Annotated in this window: 18 protein-coding genes; 17 read left to right on the top strand and 1 reads right to left on the bottom strand. The window is 43.5% G+C overall.

The annotated features are described in order from the left end of the window. Positions 1–636: 636 nt before the first annotated feature. The 14 genes from ACFQ4A_RS00395 (at position 637) to ACFQ4A_RS00330 (ending at position 12,338) form a co-directional block, all read left to right on the top strand. Positions 637–1,740, top strand: a complete 1,104-nt coding sequence (locus ACFQ4A_RS00395; RefSeq protein ID WP_382396845.1) for a class II histone deacetylase — start codon at positions 637–639, stop codon at positions 1,738–1,740. Between the two features lie 232 nt (positions 1,741–1,972). Then, the gene (locus tag ACFQ4A_RS00390; protein ID WP_382396843.1) at positions 1,973–2,611 is read left to right on the top strand and encodes a GGDEF domain-containing protein; all 639 of its coding nucleotides are present in this window, start codon (positions 1,973–1,975) and stop codon (positions 2,609–2,611) included. Between the two features lie 258 nt (positions 2,612–2,869). Continuing rightward, positions 2,870–4,042: a hydroxymethylglutaryl-CoA synthase gene (locus tag ACFQ4A_RS00385; RefSeq protein WP_382396841.1), complete on the top strand. Its 1,173-nt coding sequence runs from the start codon at positions 2,870–2,872 to the stop codon at positions 4,040–4,042. Positions 4,043–4,189: 147 nt separating this feature from the next. Then, positions 4,190–4,372 (top strand): type Z 30S ribosomal protein S14, encoded by a 183-nt coding sequence (locus ACFQ4A_RS00380; protein WP_382396839.1) that lies wholly within the window; start codon positions 4,190–4,192, stop codon positions 4,370–4,372. Positions 4,373–4,651: 279 nt separating this feature from the next. Further along, positions 4,652–4,930, top strand: a complete 279-nt coding sequence (locus ACFQ4A_RS00375) for a hypothetical protein (RefSeq protein ID WP_382396837.1) — start codon at positions 4,652–4,654, stop codon at positions 4,928–4,930. Positions 4,931–5,018: 88 nt separating this feature from the next. Next, on the top strand, positions 5,019–6,008 hold the full coding sequence (locus ACFQ4A_RS00370) for an NAD(P)H-quinone oxidoreductase (protein ID WP_382396835.1): 990 nt from the start codon (positions 5,019–5,021) through the stop codon (positions 6,006–6,008). Positions 6,009–6,156: 148 nt separating this feature from the next. After that, positions 6,157–6,375 (top strand): hypothetical protein, encoded by a 219-nt coding sequence (locus ACFQ4A_RS00365; RefSeq protein WP_382396833.1) that lies wholly within the window; start codon positions 6,157–6,159, stop codon positions 6,373–6,375. Positions 6,376–6,702: 327 nt separating this feature from the next. Next, entirely contained in the window at positions 6,703–7,467 is a 765-nt protein-coding gene (locus ACFQ4A_RS00360) for a transporter substrate-binding domain-containing protein (protein WP_449280302.1), read from the top strand. Between the two features lie 183 nt (positions 7,468–7,650). Next, positions 7,651–8,313 (top strand): amino acid ABC transporter permease, encoded by a 663-nt coding sequence (locus ACFQ4A_RS00355; protein ID WP_382396829.1) that lies wholly within the window; start codon positions 7,651–7,653, stop codon positions 8,311–8,313. Continuing rightward, positions 8,310–9,032 (top strand): amino acid ABC transporter ATP-binding protein, encoded by a 723-nt coding sequence (locus tag ACFQ4A_RS00350; RefSeq protein ID WP_382396828.1) that lies wholly within the window; start codon positions 8,310–8,312, stop codon positions 9,030–9,032. The genes ACFQ4A_RS00355 and ACFQ4A_RS00350 overlap by 4 nt, the downstream gene beginning before the upstream one ends. A gap of 275 nt (positions 9,033–9,307) precedes the next feature. After that, positions 9,308–9,841 (top strand): diaminobutyrate acetyltransferase, encoded by a 534-nt coding sequence (ectA, locus tag ACFQ4A_RS00345; protein WP_382396826.1) that lies wholly within the window; start codon positions 9,308–9,310, stop codon positions 9,839–9,841. A 1-nt stretch (position 9,842) separates the two neighbouring features. Then, on the top strand, positions 9,843–11,120 hold the full coding sequence (gene ectB / locus ACFQ4A_RS00340; protein WP_382396824.1) for a diaminobutyrate--2-oxoglutarate transaminase: 1,278 nt from the start codon (positions 9,843–9,845) through the stop codon (positions 11,118–11,120). Between the two features lie 36 nt (positions 11,121–11,156). Continuing rightward, positions 11,157–11,543: an ectoine synthase gene (locus tag ACFQ4A_RS00335; RefSeq protein ID WP_382396822.1), complete on the top strand. Its 387-nt coding sequence runs from the start codon at positions 11,157–11,159 to the stop codon at positions 11,541–11,543. A 150-nt stretch (positions 11,544–11,693) separates the two neighbouring features. Further along, positions 11,694–12,338 carry a hypothetical protein gene (locus ACFQ4A_RS00330; RefSeq protein ID WP_382396820.1) on the top strand — a complete coding sequence of 215 codons (645 nt, stop codon included), beginning with the start codon at positions 11,694–11,696 and terminating at the stop codon, positions 12,336–12,338. A 681-nt stretch (positions 12,339–13,019) separates the two neighbouring features. On the opposite strand, the gene ACFQ4A_RS00325 is transcribed toward ACFQ4A_RS00330, so the two are convergent. Next, positions 13,020–13,916, bottom strand: a complete 897-nt coding sequence (locus ACFQ4A_RS00325) for a GNAT family N-acetyltransferase (RefSeq protein ID WP_382396818.1) — start codon at positions 13,914–13,916, stop codon at positions 13,020–13,022. Positions 13,917–14,216: 300 nt separating this feature from the next. On the opposite strand from ACFQ4A_RS00325, the gene metA reads away from it, so the two are divergent. From metA to ACFQ4A_RS00310, 3 genes are all read left to right on the top strand, one after another. Further along, on the top strand, positions 14,217–15,125 hold the full coding sequence (gene metA / locus ACFQ4A_RS00320; protein WP_382396816.1) for a homoserine O-acetyltransferase MetA: 909 nt from the start codon (positions 14,217–14,219) through the stop codon (positions 15,123–15,125). A 279-nt stretch (positions 15,126–15,404) separates the two neighbouring features. Next, the gene (locus ACFQ4A_RS00315) at positions 15,405–16,985 is read left to right on the top strand and encodes an ABC transporter substrate-binding protein (RefSeq protein WP_382396814.1); all 1,581 of its coding nucleotides are present in this window, start codon (positions 15,405–15,407) and stop codon (positions 16,983–16,985) included. A gap of 136 nt (positions 16,986–17,121) precedes the next feature. Then, positions 17,122–18,072 (top strand): ABC transporter permease, encoded by a 951-nt coding sequence (locus ACFQ4A_RS00310; protein WP_382396812.1) that lies wholly within the window; start codon positions 17,122–17,124, stop codon positions 18,070–18,072. Positions 18,073–18,081: the final 9 nt, after the last annotated feature.

Genomic DNA, 18,081 nt, shown 5'->3' with positions numbered 1-18,081 from the left:
CTATAATAATTTTCGATCCAGACTTATTCTCATATAAATTTCAGGACTTTTCAATAGAGAAAATGTAATATTATGTGAACATTGTCGTTATATAATTATTGCCGCAGACGTTCTATTTTATACCAATTCTAAAATAACTTGCTTCTCAGAACGGATTTGGTTGAGTATCTCAAAGCGTAATCAAATATTATAAAAAACGCCCCCTAAATGAGTATTTTTTCGATTATAGTAGTGAAGCAGATTATCTTACTTAGACTCTTTTCGGTGATGGTTACGCGCCTTACAACTTGGAGCTTACTCAGAGGATGGAGTAGCGCGTCGTTTTGCCACAAGTGCCTACGTATATGTCAACTGCTATCAGCTGTCATTCCAAAATGTATGACAAAAGCAACAATCCCTTAGAAAACAGTTATTATTTAAAACGTGAGTCGGGACGCTTTTAACTATAATCGCGTGAAAATGGGTTTTGGGGGCGTTGTTTTAATAATAAATTTTTCATCATAAATGATTGATCTGTATAAGCAGAGTACATATACTAATGACTAGTATACGTCAATGCATTTCAGTTAAAAATCTATGAATCTAAGTCCGTCATAAGATGAAAACGGGCAACTACTCTGAATGGAGGCGGATAACATGTCAGCGGCAACAGGCTTCATATGTGATGAGAGCTATTTTTGGCATCAAACCGGTAATGGTGCTTTGAATTTACGGTCCGGCGGGTGGATTCAAGCGGACACCCATGCGGAAAATCCGGAATCGAAGCGCCGTGTTAAGAATTTGCTTGAGCGTTCCGGGTATATGGATGAACTGCAGCAAGTCGCTCCAAGATCGGCAACCCGGGAGGAAGTAGGGATGAATCACAGTAGGCCGTATATTGATCGGATTAAGAAATTGAGTGATGCTGGTGGAGGTGACGCGGGGGTTCATGCGATTGTTGGGCCGGATTCCTATGAAATCGCTTTAAAATCGGCAGGTGGTGTGCTGACCTCAGTTGATGCGGTGATGGAAGAGAAAGTTCAGAATGCTTATGCGCTTGTCCGGCCACCTGGTCATCATGTAGAGCCTGATGAGGGGATGGGTTTTTGCCTGTTTAATAATGTGGCAATTGCGGCTAAGTACGCTCGAAGAAAATATGGATTGAAACGTATCCTGATATTGGACTGGGATGTTCACCATGGCAACGGAACAGAGGCAGCATTTGCAGCTGATTCAGATGTGTTGTTTATCTCCGTTCATCAGGAAAACATTTTCCCGAAAAGTCGCGGTGACATAACGCATACCGGAAAAGGCAACGGCGAAGGATATAATGTCAATATTGAATTGCCGGCCGGAACCGGTGATGAGGGATATCTTTATGCTTTCGACCACTTAATTGAACCGATTATTGAACAATACGCTCCCGAATTGATTTTTGTGTCAGCGGGACAAGATGCCAGCCGCTTTGACCCGATAGGTAGAATGCTGGTAACGGCGGACGGCTATTTCAGGATGAGCGAGCGCATTAAACAATTGGCTGACAAACATAGCCAAGGGCGGTTAATTGCCTGTCATGAAGGCGGGTACAGTACAGCTTATGTTCCATTCTGCACCTTGCGAGTGATTGAGGCATTGCGTGGGGTGCACAGCCAAGTGGAAGACCCGTTCGATCAGGGATTTCATGAAGGACCGATTTATCCGCATCAGAAGGAAGCTGTTCAGCGGGCGGCGGACATACAAAAGGCTTATTGGGGTTTGTGAAAGATAATCATTTTTTAACTGAAAAGTTGTTGGAAATATCGCTAATATAACGTCGAATCTTTGGCTTGCTTTTTTTGACGTGCCATCGTCCTTTATACAAACTTCTTCATACTTGAGGCTTTGCCAAAAGTGTTCTATTATCTGGAAAGAAGGTTGCATTTTCTAACGACATTTGAATTTTTGTCCGAGTTTGAGAAATAACGACATTATTGACTGCGAGGTGGAAAGCAAATTGAGGTACCGAGGTAGAATTATTAGTGTATTGTTTGTTAGTGCAATCCTTCTTTTTATTAGGAAAACAGTCGAAAGCCACTTTGGGCAAGTACCTCATTCTATTCCGCTGCCAGCAATTCTTATATTAATTTTAGCTTGGTATCTTGGGAAACAATATGATAAATATGTCAATATATCAACGATTGACCCTCTAACAGGCGCATATAATAGACGCTATGTTATGAATAAGTTTCCTAAGATAGTCAGTTATGCTAATAAGAGAAAATTAAATATCTCGGTTATTATGGTAGACATAAATGAGTTTAAAGAAATTAATGATACATATGGACATGCCATCGGGGATAACGTGTTAGAGGACGTTTCTAAACGTCTACGTGATTCCTTCGAAAAAAAAGATACTGTGGCAAGATGGGGTGGAGACGAGTTCCTTATTCTAACCTTCTTTTCTGACGAGCATGTCATGTTTAAAAAAATAAATGATTTTAAAAGCAGGTTAAATAGTCATCATATAGATAATTTGTCTGTTTCGATTGGTAAATCGACATATCCTTCAGATGCTACTTGTTTAAAAGCATTAGTCACGATAGCGGATACCAATATGTATGATACCAAATTTAGACTGAAAAACTCGACATAACGGTATTGTTATACGGGTTTGACGGGGAGCATTCCGGCAACAATATACACGAATTTTACGTTACAAGAATAGGCTTCTTGTGTCGATAATAGATTGGAGAAAAGCGGACTATCTATGATCATAAAGCTAAAAAAGTAGAAAAAATCGTTTCGCTTATTTTACATTATGTTATAATAGAATTTTCGAATGGAAGCAGTTACAATGTAGCTTACAAAAAGTTGTATAAAGAGCAGAATTTAAACGAAAAGGTGACACAAGTTGAAAATAGGAATTGATAAACTAGGTTTTTACGCGCCCCATTTGTATTTGGATATGACCAAGCTGGCTGACAGCCGGAATGTGGATCCGGATAAATTTACGATCGGCATTGGTCAGGATAAAATGGCTGTCCCACCGATGACACAGGATGCGGTAACACTGGCAGCCAATGCAGCGTTGGAAATAGTGGATGAAACTGATAAGGAAGCGATAGACTTTGTCATTTTCGGGACGGAGACAGGCGTTGACAGTTCCAAGTCGGCAGCAGTTTATGTTCATGAGCTTCTGGGACTGAATCCGTATGCTCGGGCAATTGAAGTGAAGCAGGCCTGTTATGGCGCGACAGCCGGTATCCAAATGGCCAAAGGGCACATTATGATGAACCCTGACAGTAAAGTGCTTGTGTTGGGATCCGACATTGCGCGGTATGGCTTGAACACATCGGGTGAAGCAACACAGGGCGCTGGCGCGGTGGCATTACTGATCAGCGCCGACCCTCACATCATGGCTCTCGAGGATCAAAGTGTCTATTTCACGTCCGATATTATGGACTTTTGGCGCCCGGTGTATTCGGACAAGGCTTTCGCGGATGGTAAATTGTCCAATGAGCAATACATCGCATTCTTTTCCAACGTGTGGGAACAATATAAAGCAAAAACCGGTATGGAATTGAATGACTTTGCCGCGATGTGCTATCACTTGCCTTACACAAAGATGGGCTATAAAGCACTGAAAACCATTTTGGATGACGGAACGGATGATGTGCAGGAGCGGCTGTTGGCAAACTATAAACAAAGTACAGAATATAATCGGGATGTCGGCAACATTTATACCGGTTCATTGTATTTGAGTTTACTGTCACTGCTTGAACAGACGGATGATCTGAAAGCGGGCGATAGAATTGGTATGTACAGTTACGGATCGGGCGCAGTAGGTGAGTTCTTTACCGGTCTATTGCAGCCAGGTTATCAGGAGCACCTGTATGTTGAACAGCACCATCGGCTGTTTTCGTCCCGGACCGAGATAACAGTTCCGGAATATGAAACGATTTTTGAAGAGACGCTGCCGACGGACGGATCAACGGTTGAACTGGATATCGATCGTGACCCTGCCGACATTTGTCTGACAGGTATGGCCGATGATAAGCGTCAATATGTGAATAAGTTGAAATAAGCGTTTCAAAGCCGTCAGTTTGCATGCAGAACTGGCAGGCTTTTTGTGGGTTAAGACGGGGGAAAGCCCATGGAAAAAGTTACATTTGAAAGGCCACTGTTGAATCTGCTATGATTTTCTTCTATCTTCTTATAGGGAGGGTTAAACATGGCGACAAAAGCAAAGACATCACAGTACAAACATCAAAAATTTGCTGTGCGTGAATATACGCGCTGTGAGCATTGCGGCAGACCGCATTCGGTATATCGCAAATTTAAACTTTGCCGGATTTGTTTACGGGAATTTGCGTATAAAGGTCAAGTTCCGGGTTTGAAAAAAGCAAGCTGGTAAAGTATAAAACGTTTAAGGAAGTTGTCGTATGATATATAAGATAAATATGCCTAGATGAGAAGCCGTTAATCTGCTAAAAAGGATTGACGGCTTTTTATTATTAATATAGCTTCACTAAAAGCGTTCCAATCCCATTTCACTTAAGAATCCTTGATCAGCGCGTTTTGTCATTTTATCAGTATTTCCGGCTTATTTATCAACGAACACAACGTTAATGCTGCGCGCTGGAAATACTCATTTATTTCGTCTGCTTGGAGACGCTATAAACGGGTGATGACAATGAAGGCGACTGAATTGGAAACAAAACGGTTTGATAAAGCATTGGATGACATCCTAGACTTGTTCAACAATTTGGAAGCGGATGATCCGGTGATTCATTTTCAGGATGATGTTCTCGACAAGATTGAACGCGCGAAAATTAAATACGGCAGTGATATGGTGGATGACAAAATCAATACGGTCGTCCACGAAATGCTCTCCTGGCTTGACCTTGACGATGTGCAAACGAATGGGGAAGAAAAAGGAGATTCAGAAGAGGACAGTGGTAGCGACGAATGATTTTGTTGTTATTAAGTACGTATGATTGATTGGCTGAAGTTGATATGTCACGCTATACCCATAGTGAAAATGTAATGGGGGGATTTGCATGAAAGGTGTTGTCGTTAAACAAACGGACAATCGAAACGAGCTGGTCCTGGATGATATGCCAAAACCTGAAATGGGACACGACGATTTGCTGATCAAGGTTCATCATGCCGCGGTGAATCGGACAGATATTCTGAACAGGAAAGGTAGATCGGGCTATGCTGTGAACCCGATTTTGGGCGTTGAAGTGGCTGGCACGGTTGTGGATGCAAATGACAGCCAGTCGTTTGCGGTCGGTGACAGAGTGATGGGGCTTGTTAACAGCGGCGGGTATGCCGAATACGCGGTGATGCCGGTTGACCGAGCGATGAAAATCCCTGAAGCATTATCGTTTGCGGAAGGGGCTGCTATTCCGGAAGTGTTTCTGACAGCCTATCAAACCTTATTTTGGATTGGTCAATTACAGCACCAGGAGACGGTTTTAATCCATGCGGGGGCGAGTGGTGTCGGAACGGCTGCCATTCAATTGGCCAAACAGCTTCGTGATGCGAAGGTGATTGTGACGGCCGGATCGGAACGAAAATTGCAAGTTTGCCGTGACCTGGGAGCCGATATTCTCATCAATTATAAAGAACAGTCGTTTGATGGGGAAGTCCGGCAAGCAACAGATGGACAGGGTGTGGATCTGATTCTTGATTTTATTGGTGCTGATTACTGGGACATGAATTTGGCAAGCATCAAACAAGCCGGCCGGTGGGTTCTGATTGGGGTGCTTGGCGGCAGTGAACTGTCGAAGGTTAATTTAATGTCGATCATGTCCAAGTACATACAGTTGACAGGGACATTGCTGACACCAAGAAGTGATGCCTATAAGGCGGCGTTGAGCAAGGAATTTGCCGGCGTTGTCACAGACTATTTTAAGCAGGGAAGAATCCGTCCGATTATTGACCGTACCTTTCCGGTTGAAGAGGCAAATGAAGCTCACCAACATATGGAAGATAATCAAAACATCGGGAAGATCATTCTGGATATGAATGATGGTGAAGCATAGGGGGACATCATGTATGAGAGAAACCGCAAGCCTTGTATAAGAAGGTTTGCGGTTTTTTGATCAGGGTAATTTAATAAGAACATTTGTTTGACTTATAATGGGTTTGTGGTATAATGCGAACAAAGGTTCTTATGGGAGGGTGTCTGACATGGATCGTTTGCTCAAAAATGCTATACAAACCAGACAGAAGCTTGAAATGATTTACCTTGACGCCGACAATCAATCAAGTCACAGGATAATACGTGTACTCGGCATTAATAAGAACATAGTGAAAGCGTTCTGTTTCTCACGCCAAAAAATAAGAACGTTCAAAACAGAAAACATATTATCAATCGGACCCGTCCGCCATAAACGTATGGGAGCATAACACAACGCAGGCGAATCGGTAGCATGTCATATGAATGTGACACGGTGTCATTTTGTGTTGTTTGATCAGAACGGCCGGATCATTTTTGCGGCCGGCTTCTACTGTCCCGAGTATCATATTTTTCCCACCGCTTATCAAATCATTAGCATTTTAGCGCAACCCCTAACATAGGCTTGTATAGATACCTATAAACAGGCTTTTACCATTCAAAGCACAAAAAAATCAGTTTGGACAAATTATCTAAATTCAGTATCGATTGGTATTATTATTTTTAAATTATCAAAATTCAGAGGGGGAAATGCATTGAATAGAAAATATTGGAAATTGATGGGTGTTACCATACTTCTGATAGGCCTGGTCAGCCTGCTGGCAGCCTGTGGATCTGACGAGGCGGAAGGGTCAGGTGATGGTGAATTGGCGGATACGTATACGGTGGCCACCGATTCATCATTTGTTCCATTTGAGTTTGAAGAAGATGGCGAATATGTTGGGTTTGATATTGACTTAATCAACGCTGTTGCTGATGAGGCGGGATTTGATATTGAGCTGGAAGTGACCAATTTTGACGGCATTATTCCAGGATTGCAGACAGGATCGTTTGATATTGCGATCGCCGGCATTAGTATTACCGAGGATCGCAAAGAGAAGATCGATTACAGCGATCCTTATTATGAGTCGGGTCTGGCAATTGGGGTACCAAGCGACAACGATGATATTAATGGTATTGAAGACCTCGCAGGAAAATCGATCGCTACCCGGCTTGGTTCCACAAGTGCGGCATACATCGACGAAAATATTGACGATGCCGAAGCGAGCCCTTATGAACAGCTCGACCAGGCTTATTTGGCTGTTGAAAACGGAAGTGATGATGCTGTTTTGTATGATGCCCCGAACGTAAACTACTATATTCAGACGACAGGTGACGGGCTTAAAGTTGTAGGGGACTTATATCAGGCTGAGGACTATGGCATCGCTATTGCTAAAGACCAGGAAGAACTGGTGGCCGCCATCAATGATGCCCTAGCTGAGATGAGGGATAATGGAACATACGACGAGATTTATGAAAAATGGTTTGGCAAAAAACCCGAATAACATGAGTCAAGAAAACGTCTGATAATCCAAAAACCGAAAAGAACTAAGGCTTATCGTCGCCATCAGTATTGATAGGTCTTAGTTCTTCTTATTTGGTAGTGGGGAACGTCTATCTGCATAAAGGCGACAAGGGGTTTCGTCACAAAAAAGGCGTTAAGCCAAGTTTTCCAAAGAGGTGGTCAAATGATTGGGAGATTTAATTGGGCAGGTGTTGTCGATTTTTTACCGCAGCTTCTGACGGGTTTACTTTATACATTATTAATCTCTGTTGTCGGGCTTGTAATCGGATTTATTTTAGGCGGCATATTCGGGATGGGGCGGGTCGCCAGAAATAAATTCATTCACGCCATTTCCACAGTATACATCGAAGTCATACGGGGCACACCGGTTCTGGTACAGGCTATATGGATTTATTATGCCCTTCCGCTTATTATTGGCTTTGAGCTTGAATCGATAACGGCCGGTATTATTGTGATTGCCTTAAACTCAGGTGCCTATATCGCGGAAATTGTGCGTGGTGCCGTTCAGTCAATCGATAAAGGGCAAATGGAAGCAGGCCGCTCGCTCGGGTTGAATCATGGACAAGCTATGCGTTATATTATCTGGCCCCAGGCATTCAAGCGGATGATTCCGCCGCTTGGCAACCAGTTTATCATCAGTATCAAGGATACCTCGCTGTTATCGGTCATACTCGTTCCCGAATTAATTTTCCAGGGGCGCCTAATTGCAGCCAACCATTTTAATGCCGTTGAAATCTACACAACGGTTGCTGTCTTCTATCTGGTGATCACATTGACATTGTCCGTCATTCTGCAGCGGATGGAAAGGAGATTGGATATTCAATGATTGAAGTGAACGATTTGCACAAACGCTTCGGGGACACAGAGGTATTGAAAGGGATCGATTGTACGATTCAGCCGTCAGAGGTTATTTGTGTGATCGGCCCGAGTGGATCTGGTAAAAGCACATTCCTGCGCTGTTTAAATATGCTGGAACCGATTACAAGCGGTGAGGTGATTGTCGACGGCTATCATATAAATGATCCGAAAACAGATATCAATATGGTGCGGACAGAAGTGGGGATGGTCTTTCAGCAATTTAATCTTTTTCCACACAAAAAAGTGATCGAAAACCTGATGCTTGCGCCACAGAAAGTGCGTAAACTTAGTAACCTCGAAGCGCGCGCGCGTTGTCTCAAATTGTTGGAAAAAGTCGGTCTGGCAGATAAAGCTGACCAGTATCCGCAGCAATTGTCGGGAGGACAGCAGCAACGGGTGGCGATTGCCCGTGCGCTGGCAATGGAGCCGAAGATGATGCTGTTTGACGAACCGACATCAGCACTGGACCCTGAATTAGTCGGCGAGGTGCTGGCCGTCATGAAACAGCTGGCCAATGAGGGCATGACGATGTTTGTCGTCACCCATGAGATGGGATTTGCCCGTGAAGTGGGGGACAGGGTCTTGTTTATGGACGAAGGTGTGATCGTTGAAGAAGGTGTACCGGATCAACTCTTTTCCAATCCACAGTCGGAGCGCACACAAGAATTTTTAAATAAAATTTTATAACCCATGGGAATGTGAAGACAAGCGCACACCGCTTGTCTTTTCAAAGGCCGGCAAATCGGCTCATATTTTGAAACACCTGCTTATTTGCAATTATATGGAAGCTTTTTTTACTTTAAGGCCGTTTATTTTACGCAGACGATACTTGAACATGTTTAAACAAACGTGACCGTGTTTAATTCGTTTTGACGAATAGAATTATTCACTTTATTCTTAAAAAGAATGCTTTTACAAAAACCTTTGGAGGTGGAATCATCTTAAACAGCGGTAATCAAGTCATGACGAAGACGAAAGAAACGGAAGACGACGATTTGGGGTTTCGCAAGCCCACAAAAGATGATGGAGCAGACGTGTGGGAATTGATTAAGCATACCGGCGTTCTGGATCTTAATTCATCTTACAGCTACCTGATGTGGTGTGAAATTTTTTCCGAAACATCGATTGTCGTGGAAAACGAGGGGGAAATTGTAGGCTTCATTTCAGGATTTATCCATCCTGATCAGCCGGACACACTATTTATCTGGCAAGTGGCTGTTGATGAATCAGAGCGTGGTAATGGGTTGGCAACACGCATGCTATATCAGCTGCTCAAACGTGAGGGCTGTGAAGATGTCAATTATGTGGAGGCGACGGTGTCTCCGTCAAATATAGCATCACAGCAACTGTTTAAAGGACTTGCGAAAAAGCTGCGTACCAAATGTGTGATTCATGACTATTTTACATCGAATGATTTTCCAAAAGAAGGTCATGAAGATGAACGATTGTTTAAGATTGGACCTGTTCAAAAAGAAAAAATTCTAGTGGAAGGGTGAAATGGTGACAACAACAGTTATTGAAGATAACAAAATGAAAACATTTGAGGAACTGGAATCAACCGTGAGAAGTTACAGCCGTGGCTGGCCAACCGTTTTTGAAAAAGCTAAGGGATATAAAATTTGGGATACTGATGGAAACGAATATATTGATTTCTTTGCAGGTGCCGGTGGACTCAATTATGGCCATAATGACGACATCATGCAGGAAAAAATGATTGATTACATCCGGAATAACGGCATCCTTCATAGCCTTGACATGGGAACGACGTCAAGAAAGACGTTTCTTGAACGGTTTAAGGACGTCATCCTTGAACCCCGAAACCTTGATTATAAAGTGATGTTTCCGGGGCCTACCGGAACAAACGCGGTGGAAAGTGCCTTGAAAATCGCCCGAAAAGTAACCGGCCGTGATACGGTTATCAGCTTTACGAACGCGTTTCACGGTATGACAATTGGTTCACTCTCCGTAACGGCCAATTCGTTCAAGCGACATGGCGCAGGTGTTCCACTACATCATTCCGTATCCATGCCATTTGACGATTACGTGGAAAACCAGGATACGATCGTTTATCTGGAACGGTTTTTGGAAGACAGAGGAAGCGGTGTTGCCCTGCCGGCAGCGATTATTCTGGAAACGGTTCAGGGTGAAGGCGGTATTAACGCAGCCAGCATGGAATGGCTGAAAAAAGTGGATAACCTGTGTAAACGTTGGGACATTTTGCTGATTGTCGATGATATCCAGGCAGGGTGCGGCAGAACCGGTACATTTTTCAGCTTTGAGCCGGCTGAAATCGATCCGGACATCGTCTGTCTTTCCAAATCAATCGGCGGCGCCGGTCTGCCAATGGCACTCACGTTGATCAAGTCGGAATATGATCAGTGGGGTCCGGGCGAGCACAATGGTACGTTCCGTGGAAATAACCTGGCATTCGTTGCGGCAACAGAAGCGCTCGCTTACTGGGAAACAGCGGACTTTAGCCAATCAATCCAGGAAAAGGGCAAGCTGTTGCACAAAGGCGCACAAGCCATTATTGACAAATATCCCGAACTTGAAGCCCATCACCGCGGCAGAGGTCTGATGCAGGGCATCGCCGTCGAAAAACCCGAGCTGACGGATGACATTTGTGCGGAAGCGTTCCAGCGCGGTCTGATTGTTGAAACATCCGGTCCGAATGATGAAGTTGTCAAATTTCTCCCTCCACTTATGATAGATAAAGAAGGTATCAAACAAGGACTCGCAATTTTGGATGAAAGTATTAAAGCAGCACTTGGCTAATCAATAAAGCAGACAAAAAGAAGGAAGGGACAGCAAATGATTGTAAAATCACTTGAAAATTTGATTGGGACAGAAGACGAAACTTCTGGCGAAAATTGGTCAAGCCGCCGATTTATCCTAAAAAAAGATGGTGTCGGCTTCAGCATGAACGACACGATCATTAAAGCCGGTACAGAAAATTATTTCTGGTATAAAAACCACATCGAAGCGGTTTACTGTATCGAAGGGGAAGGTACCATCGAAAAGGTGGAAACCGGTGACATGTATGATATCCAGGCCGGCACGATGTATCTTTTGGATGAGCATGATAAACATATTTTGCGTGCCAAAACGCAAATGCGCATGGTCTGTGTGTTCAATCCGCCACTTGTCGGAACAGAAACACATAATGAAGAAGGCTATTATCCACTGCTGACGGAGTAAATCACAAAAACTGCAAAGTCCGGGTTATGGTGAGGCAACCATAGCCCGGGCTTTTTACTGATTCGAAATCCCTCTATATCTAAAAAATTCATTGACTTTTGACATAAACATGTGGAAACTGAGGATAGATTAATTGTGGGGGACGGATTGATGAAGCTGATCATTGATTACCAATGGGAGATTTTTGTGATAGCTGAAGTGTTATCCATGGTGGCATTGCTGCTTTTTGGTGTTGTCCGTTATCTGTTGAGCAAGCGGCAGCTGAGCCTGATGTTTTTACTTGCTTTTCTTATCCTGCTTGCAATTGAAGCTTTGCTGGCCATTCTGATCTACCGAGAAACTGGAGAAGTTTCAACATTTCAAATTATCATTACGATTTTTGTCCTTTATGCCTGTACATTTGGTGTTTTTGATTTTATGAAACTGGACCGGTGGATGCGGAAAACAATTGGCCGGTGGCGCGGAGTGGAACTGTTAACTGAGAAAGACTATCGCATCATGGAAAGGAATAAAGATCCTAAGGTTATAGCGAGGAAGTACCGCTGGAGTTCGATGGCGCATTTAATCGTATTTGCGGTGGTACAGGGCATATTTTGGACTTACGGAACGGACAGTCTTGAAGAAATGCTGGGGTACTTGACGGATTTATCATGGATCGAATCCGGTACTGCAATCGATTCACCGTATGCCAATGAAACGGTTTACGGCATCGGGATGGTTTGGGGAATTGTTTTCGCGGTTGACTTTCTGTACTCATGGTCCTATACTCTATTTCCATCCAGTTCCCAGGAGTGAAACCATTGTTTAGACAAAACGAGGTTGGGACATAACTAAAATGATAATATACCCCGCCCGGAAATATACTTGGTGCTCGTCGTGTTGCAAGTTTCTCGGAGAAGCGGCACTCCTCGCAGGTTGAAGCGTACTCGGTGAAGCTTTGCTTTGTGCTCGTCGTGTTGCAATTTTTTCGATGAAGCGGCACTCCTCGCAACTCGCAGCCTACTCGGTGGATGTTTCGCTCGTCGCTTTCCGTGGGCGGCTGGTGAGCCTCCTCGTGCTGGGTGCTCGTCGTGTTGCAAGTTTCTCGGAGAAGCGGCACTCCTCGCAGGTTGAAGCGTACTCGGTGAAGCTTTGCTTTGTGCTCGTCGTGTTGCAAGTTTCTCGGAGAAGCGGCACTCCTCGCAGGTTGAAGCGTACTCGGTGAAGCTTTGCTTTGTGCTCGTCGTGTTGCAAGTTTCTCGGAGAAGCGGCACTCCTCGCAGGTTGAAGCGTACTCGGTGAAGCTTTGCTTTGTGCTCGTCGTGTTGCAAGTGTTTACGGTGAAGCAGCACTCCTCGCAACTCGCAGTGTACTCGGTGGATGTTTCGCTCGTCGCACTGCGGGGTCTCACCTAGCCTTTCCTCCCGCAGGAGTCTACGCATATTTCCTCCACTCAAAGGAGTGTATTGTTGATCTTTTTCTCAGCCTCTTTGAAGGTTATCCAATCATGCCAGCACTATTTGCTTTCCCCTTCCACGTTACCCTGTTTATTCCGTATAACACCCATGGGGAAGGCAGCTCAAATGGATGGCCGGCTGGAAGCGTCTGTGCCTCTTCCCTGGTTAAATCCATCCATATGTATGTGTCGTCGTCTGTCTTCTGCTTGAGCTCCCAGTAATCCCGGGCAATCGTTTCCCACAATCCTGGCTGTAACGCGATATCGTGCCACGGATAGACAGCATGCAAATAATGATGCTTTTTCTGGTCGTACTTGGTGATTAGAAACCGTGTTTGGGACGCATTTTCATAAAAAGACCACTGCTTTAAATCGTCGTCTTGAAACAAATCGGTTGACCCGGGAAATGGGTAATAGCACTCATACGGGAAAACAGCGCCGGTTTGGGCGTAATACTTGTCCACCCATTCCCGTTTGCGCGCCAGATCAGTGATAGGTTGCCACGGATGAGCACCTGATTCAAACGTAGACGGATCTTTTGTGAGCGCCCCATGTAATGTGACATAGGGTGTCAAGCCGATTCTTTCCAGCACCCGCTGTGCCGGCAGATTATCTTCTTCCGTATTCGCTCCTACCCAATGAATGCTACCGGGCTTAAATGCTTCATTCATCACATAAGCCATTAATTCCGTGGCATAGCCATACCCATTGAAACGCCGGTCGCTCCGTAACCGTCCAAGCATGGCGTAACGGCTCGAATAAATGGAATACCCGCTCATGCTGACCATTTGTCCGTCAAGAAATAAACCGTATAATCGGTTATCTCCCGTCGTGAGCTTGTCAAATATATGGGGGATATAGTCAAACTCAATACCTGTATCCATCGCTTCGAAATGCGTAGTATCACTGCTATCAAGCATTCGAATGATCTTGCTCATACGCTGTCCACTCCCTGCATTGTTTTTCTGCTTATAGGGTATCATGTCACGTTATGGACGGAAAACGTTTTAATCCACGATGTCACGTCTGTATTAATTTTTCTGTCAGATGGTTGCCATGCCTGTCAATCGGTTCTATAATGGTAAGTATTCATCTAAGAAAAAACGCTGACGCGTCTTTTCAGATGCCAGAGGTCAGAAGTCGGATTGGAAGAAATCGGCGAGTTAGCCGATTTCGGCATTGAAAATATCGTCCAAAATTTTATACTTTCTTATCTTTTAAAAAAGGAGTGATGTCAGTTGCCAATTAATGTGTCAAAAGAATTGCCTGCCAGTGATGCCTTAAAACAGGAGAAAATTTTTGTTATGGATGAGGACAGAGCCCAGACGCAGGATATCCGTCCTCTTAATATATTGATCTTAAATCTGATGCCGGAAAAAGAACGCACGGAACTGCAACTGCTGCGTCTGCTGGGGAACACGCCGCTGCAGGTTAATATCAGTTTTCTCCGGACGGCGACACACCGGCCGACACATGTGAGTCCACATCACCTGGATAATTTTTATACAACGTTTGAAGAGGTCAAAAATCGGCGTTTTGACGGGCTGATCATAACAGGAGCACCAGTCGAACAGATAGCGTTTGAGGATGTCACCTACTGGGATGAACTGACGACAATTATGGACTGGGCTGCCGCGAATGTCACGTCCACCTTACATATATGCTGGGGAGCCCAGGCGGGTCTGTATTATCATTATGGGGTTCGAAAATATGAACTCCCTGGAAAGTGTTTTGGCATTTATGAACATCAAATTGCTGACCCAACCGTCAAACTTGTGCGCGGGTTTGATGACATTTTCCATGCCCCGCACTCACGGTTTACCAGTGTATCACGAGAGGCAATCGAGGCCAATCCGGATTTGACGCTGTTGTCTGTCTCCGAACAAGGTGCACCGTTTATCATCATGTCCAACGATGCCAAAAACATCATGATCACCGGCCATCTGGAATACGATGCCACGACCCTTGCCGAGGAATATGAACGTGACCATGAAAGAGGAGTGGATACGCCCATACCGGAAAACTATTTTCCAAATGATGATATCAATGAGCGGCCACCTCACAGATGGCGTTCACACAGCCATTTGTTATTTTCCAACTGGCTGAACTATTATGTTTATCAGGAGACGCCGTTTGAATGGGATTAGACTGCAAGTGGTATGAAGAGCTGTAAGCCTTATGAAGAGGTTTGCAGCTTTTTAATTGGCTAGAATGGTATAACTGAAATCCCCCCACCAAATTTTGGAGTAAAAAGTTAAGTATTTTTATGTTAAAGTCTTGATCCAATTGATTGACAATATTCGTATGTAGTGATAATATCCAACATATCCTATAAAATATATCAATTAGGTTGGGTTTTGAGACAAGTGGTTATAAAAGGCAGGTTATAGGAAAATAAGATTTTTATGTGGGGGAGGAATTTTTTCGTGAAATTAAAACATATAAGCGCACTTATTTTATTAATGATTGTCGCTGCTTCGTTTATTGGCTGCAGTAACAGTAGTGAAACAGATACCGATAGCTCAGAAGAAGCATCTGAAAGTAACCATAACTATGAGGATGAAATGGATATAGCTGTAACGGCCCAACCACCAACACTTGATTCAGCAATGACTGTGTCGCAAGTAGCCCTTGACATAGGAGGAAATGTGTTTGAAACCCTTGTTACGTTAAATGAGGATTATGAAACCGTTCCAATGTTAGCTGAATCAATTGATGTTAGTGAAGATGGAAAAACATATACTTTCAATTTAAGAGAAGGCGTCCAATTCCATAATGGTGAAGAAATGAACGCCGAGGATGTCGTGGCTTCAATGAATCGTTGGTTAGAAGTATCCTCGCGCGCGAATAATCTGCTAAGCGATGCTAACTTTGAAGAGGAGGATACTTATACAGTCGTTCTGAACTTAGAAGAAAGCTCATCTGATGTTTTGACCATTATGGCGGCCCAAACGCAATTCCCGGCGATTATGCCGAAAGAAGTTATTGAATCAGCTGATTCTGAAGGCGTTTCCGAATATATCGGTACGGGACCATTTAAATTGGAAGAGTGGAAGCAAGACCAATACATACACCTGGTAAAATATGAAGATTATCAAGCTCTTGAGCAAGAATCAAGTGGATTTGCCGGTAAGAAAGAAGCATTTGTAAATGATGTTTATTATCATTTTGTAACCGACCATTCGACCCGAATTTCCGGGATTCAAACAGGTGAATATGATATTGTTGACAATGTTCCTATTGAAAACTATGAACAATTAAATACTATGGACAACGTTAACGTACATCCATATGCTGGGGGTACCCTTACGATGTTCTTTAACACCAATGAAGGGCCACTCGCTAATGTTGAGATGAGACAAGTGGTTAATACGGCATTAAATATGGATGAAATTATGTTGGCAAGCTATGTGGATGAAGAACTCTTTTCCTTAGATCCAGGTTACATGAATCCTGATCAGACGCAATGGCAAACAGATGCAGGTAGTAGCACCTATAACCAAGGTGATTTGGAAAAGTCTAAGACGATGTTAGAAGAAACGGGATATAATGGGGAAGAAATAACGTTACTAACCACAAGTGACTACGCGGAAATGTACGACGCAACCATCGTGGTTCAAGAACAATTAAGACAGTTAGGGATGAACGTGGAAGTTGCAAACTTTGATTTTCCGACTTTCTTAGAGCGGAAAAATGATCCAGAGCAATGGGACATCTTTATAACAAGTAATGGATATAACTTAACACCACCACAGTTGTTAGCTGTAACGTCTGACTGGGCAGGCTTAGAGGACGAAAAGGTAACGGAATTACTTGAAAAAATAAGAGGAGCGGAGTCAGACGAGGAAGCAAGTGAACATTGGAAAACGTTACAAGGTCATTTATATGACAATCTATCTTCAACTGTCATTGGTCACTATAATAGTCTCGTTGCTACATCAGATAAACTTGAAGATTTTGATGTATTCGAAGCCCCTATTATTTGGAATACGAAGGTTATTGAGTGAGATAGATCCTCCATTGTAACCGTCAATGGAGGATTACCTTATCGTTCATCAGCTGAAACCATCATGCGAAAACAAGAATCTACCATATCGTCTGTAGAACTACAAACTTTGATAGTCAAAAAGGAGGGGGTCTCCTTTGCTGGCCTATATCGTTAAACGAATCGTTTCGCTAATTCCCGTACTATTTATTGTTTCCTTAGCTATTTTTTTGATTGTACATTTAACGCCTGGTAATCCAGCTGCTGTCATTTTAGGATTAGAAGCAACAGAGGAACAGGTTGAAGCGTTAAGTGAAGAAATGGGACTAAATCTGCCAATCCACCAGCAATATATCAATTGGATCAGTGGTGTACTTCAAGGAGATTTTGGGACGTCCTATTTTATGGATGAGCCTGTTACGGAGGCGATTTTAAGTCATTTAGGCCCAACACTTTCCCTTGCTATTTTAGCGGAAATCATAGCTTTAATCATCGCGATTCCGGTTGGGATCTTAGCTGCCTATAAAAGAGGATCTGTTACAGATCAATCGTTGATGGTAGCTACGTTATTGGGAATGGCTGTTCCAAGCTTTCTACTGGGATTATTATTCATGCTGCTTTTTGGCGTTCAGTTACAATGGTTACCTGTCGCTGGGTATGAACCACTAAATGAAGGGCTATGGGCACATTTTCAATATTTAATCATGCCGGCCATTTCATTAGGGGCTATCCAAGCTGCTCTTGTCGTTCGGATGACGCGATCTTCAATGTTGGACGTTTTAAATACAAACTATATTAAATCTGTACGTTCTAAAGGTGTCAAGGAGTTCAAACTCGTTTTTAAACATGCACTTCGCAATGCCTTTCTTCCCATTCTTACAATAATCGGTCAGTCGTTTGGGACATTGGTAGCAGGAGCAGTAGTCGTTGAAACGATATTTAATATTCCTGGTATCGGTCAATTAATTATTAATTCCGTTGAACGGCGAGATTTTGCCGTCATACAAGGGGTCGTTTTATTCGTTACGTTGATTTATGTTTTTGTCAATCTCATTGTTGATTTACTTTACGGTGTGATTGATCCCAGGGTACGGCTGGAGCGTAAGTAAAGAGGGGGG

Origin of the sequence: Lentibacillus salinarum (assembly GCF_042679865.1) — a bacterium.
Taxonomy (GTDB): domain Bacteria; phylum Bacillota; class Bacilli; order Bacillales; family Amphibacillaceae; genus Lentibacillus; species Lentibacillus salinarum.
The sequence above is the reverse complement of the archived record's forward strand: the minus strand, read 5'-3'. Positions and strand labels throughout refer to the sequence as shown.

What these genes read in the sequence shown, in the direction of transcription:
- ACFQ4A_RS00395 (WP_382396845.1), top strand. Translation starts at nt 637, where the DNA reads ATGTCAGCGGCAACAGGCTTCATATGTGATGAGAGCTATTTTTGGCAT.
- ACFQ4A_RS00380 (WP_382396839.1), top strand. Translation starts at nt 4,190, where the DNA reads ATGGCGACAAAAGCAAAGACATCACAGTACAAACATCAAAAATTTGCT.
- ACFQ4A_RS00375 (WP_382396837.1), top strand. Translation starts at nt 4,652, where the DNA reads ATGAAGGCGACTGAATTGGAAACAAAACGGTTTGATAAAGCATTGGAT.
- ACFQ4A_RS00370 (WP_382396835.1), top strand. Translation starts at nt 5,019, where the DNA reads ATGAAAGGTGTTGTCGTTAAACAAACGGACAATCGAAACGAGCTGGTC.
- ACFQ4A_RS00365 (WP_382396833.1), top strand. Translation starts at nt 6,157, where the DNA reads ATGGATCGTTTGCTCAAAAATGCTATACAAACCAGACAGAAGCTTGAA.
- ACFQ4A_RS00360 (WP_449280302.1), top strand. Translation starts at nt 6,703, where the DNA reads ATGGGTGTTACCATACTTCTGATAGGCCTGGTCAGCCTGCTGGCAGCC.
- ACFQ4A_RS00355 (WP_382396829.1), top strand. Translation starts at nt 7,651, where the DNA reads ATGATTGGGAGATTTAATTGGGCAGGTGTTGTCGATTTTTTACCGCAG.
- ACFQ4A_RS00350 (WP_382396828.1), top strand. Translation starts at nt 8,310, where the DNA reads ATGATTGAAGTGAACGATTTGCACAAACGCTTCGGGGACACAGAGGTA.
- ectA (WP_382396826.1), top strand. Translation starts at nt 9,308, where the DNA reads ATGACGAAGACGAAAGAAACGGAAGACGACGATTTGGGGTTTCGCAAG.
- ectB (WP_382396824.1), top strand. Translation starts at nt 9,843, where the DNA reads ATGGTGACAACAACAGTTATTGAAGATAACAAAATGAAAACATTTGAG.
- ACFQ4A_RS00335 (WP_382396822.1), top strand. Translation starts at nt 11,157, where the DNA reads ATGATTGTAAAATCACTTGAAAATTTGATTGGGACAGAAGACGAAACT.
- ACFQ4A_RS00330 (WP_382396820.1), top strand. Translation starts at nt 11,694, where the DNA reads ATGAAGCTGATCATTGATTACCAATGGGAGATTTTTGTGATAGCTGAA.
- ACFQ4A_RS00325 (WP_382396818.1), bottom strand. Translation starts at nt 13,916, where the DNA reads ATGAGCAAGATCATTCGAATGCTTGATAGCAGTGATACTACGCATTTC.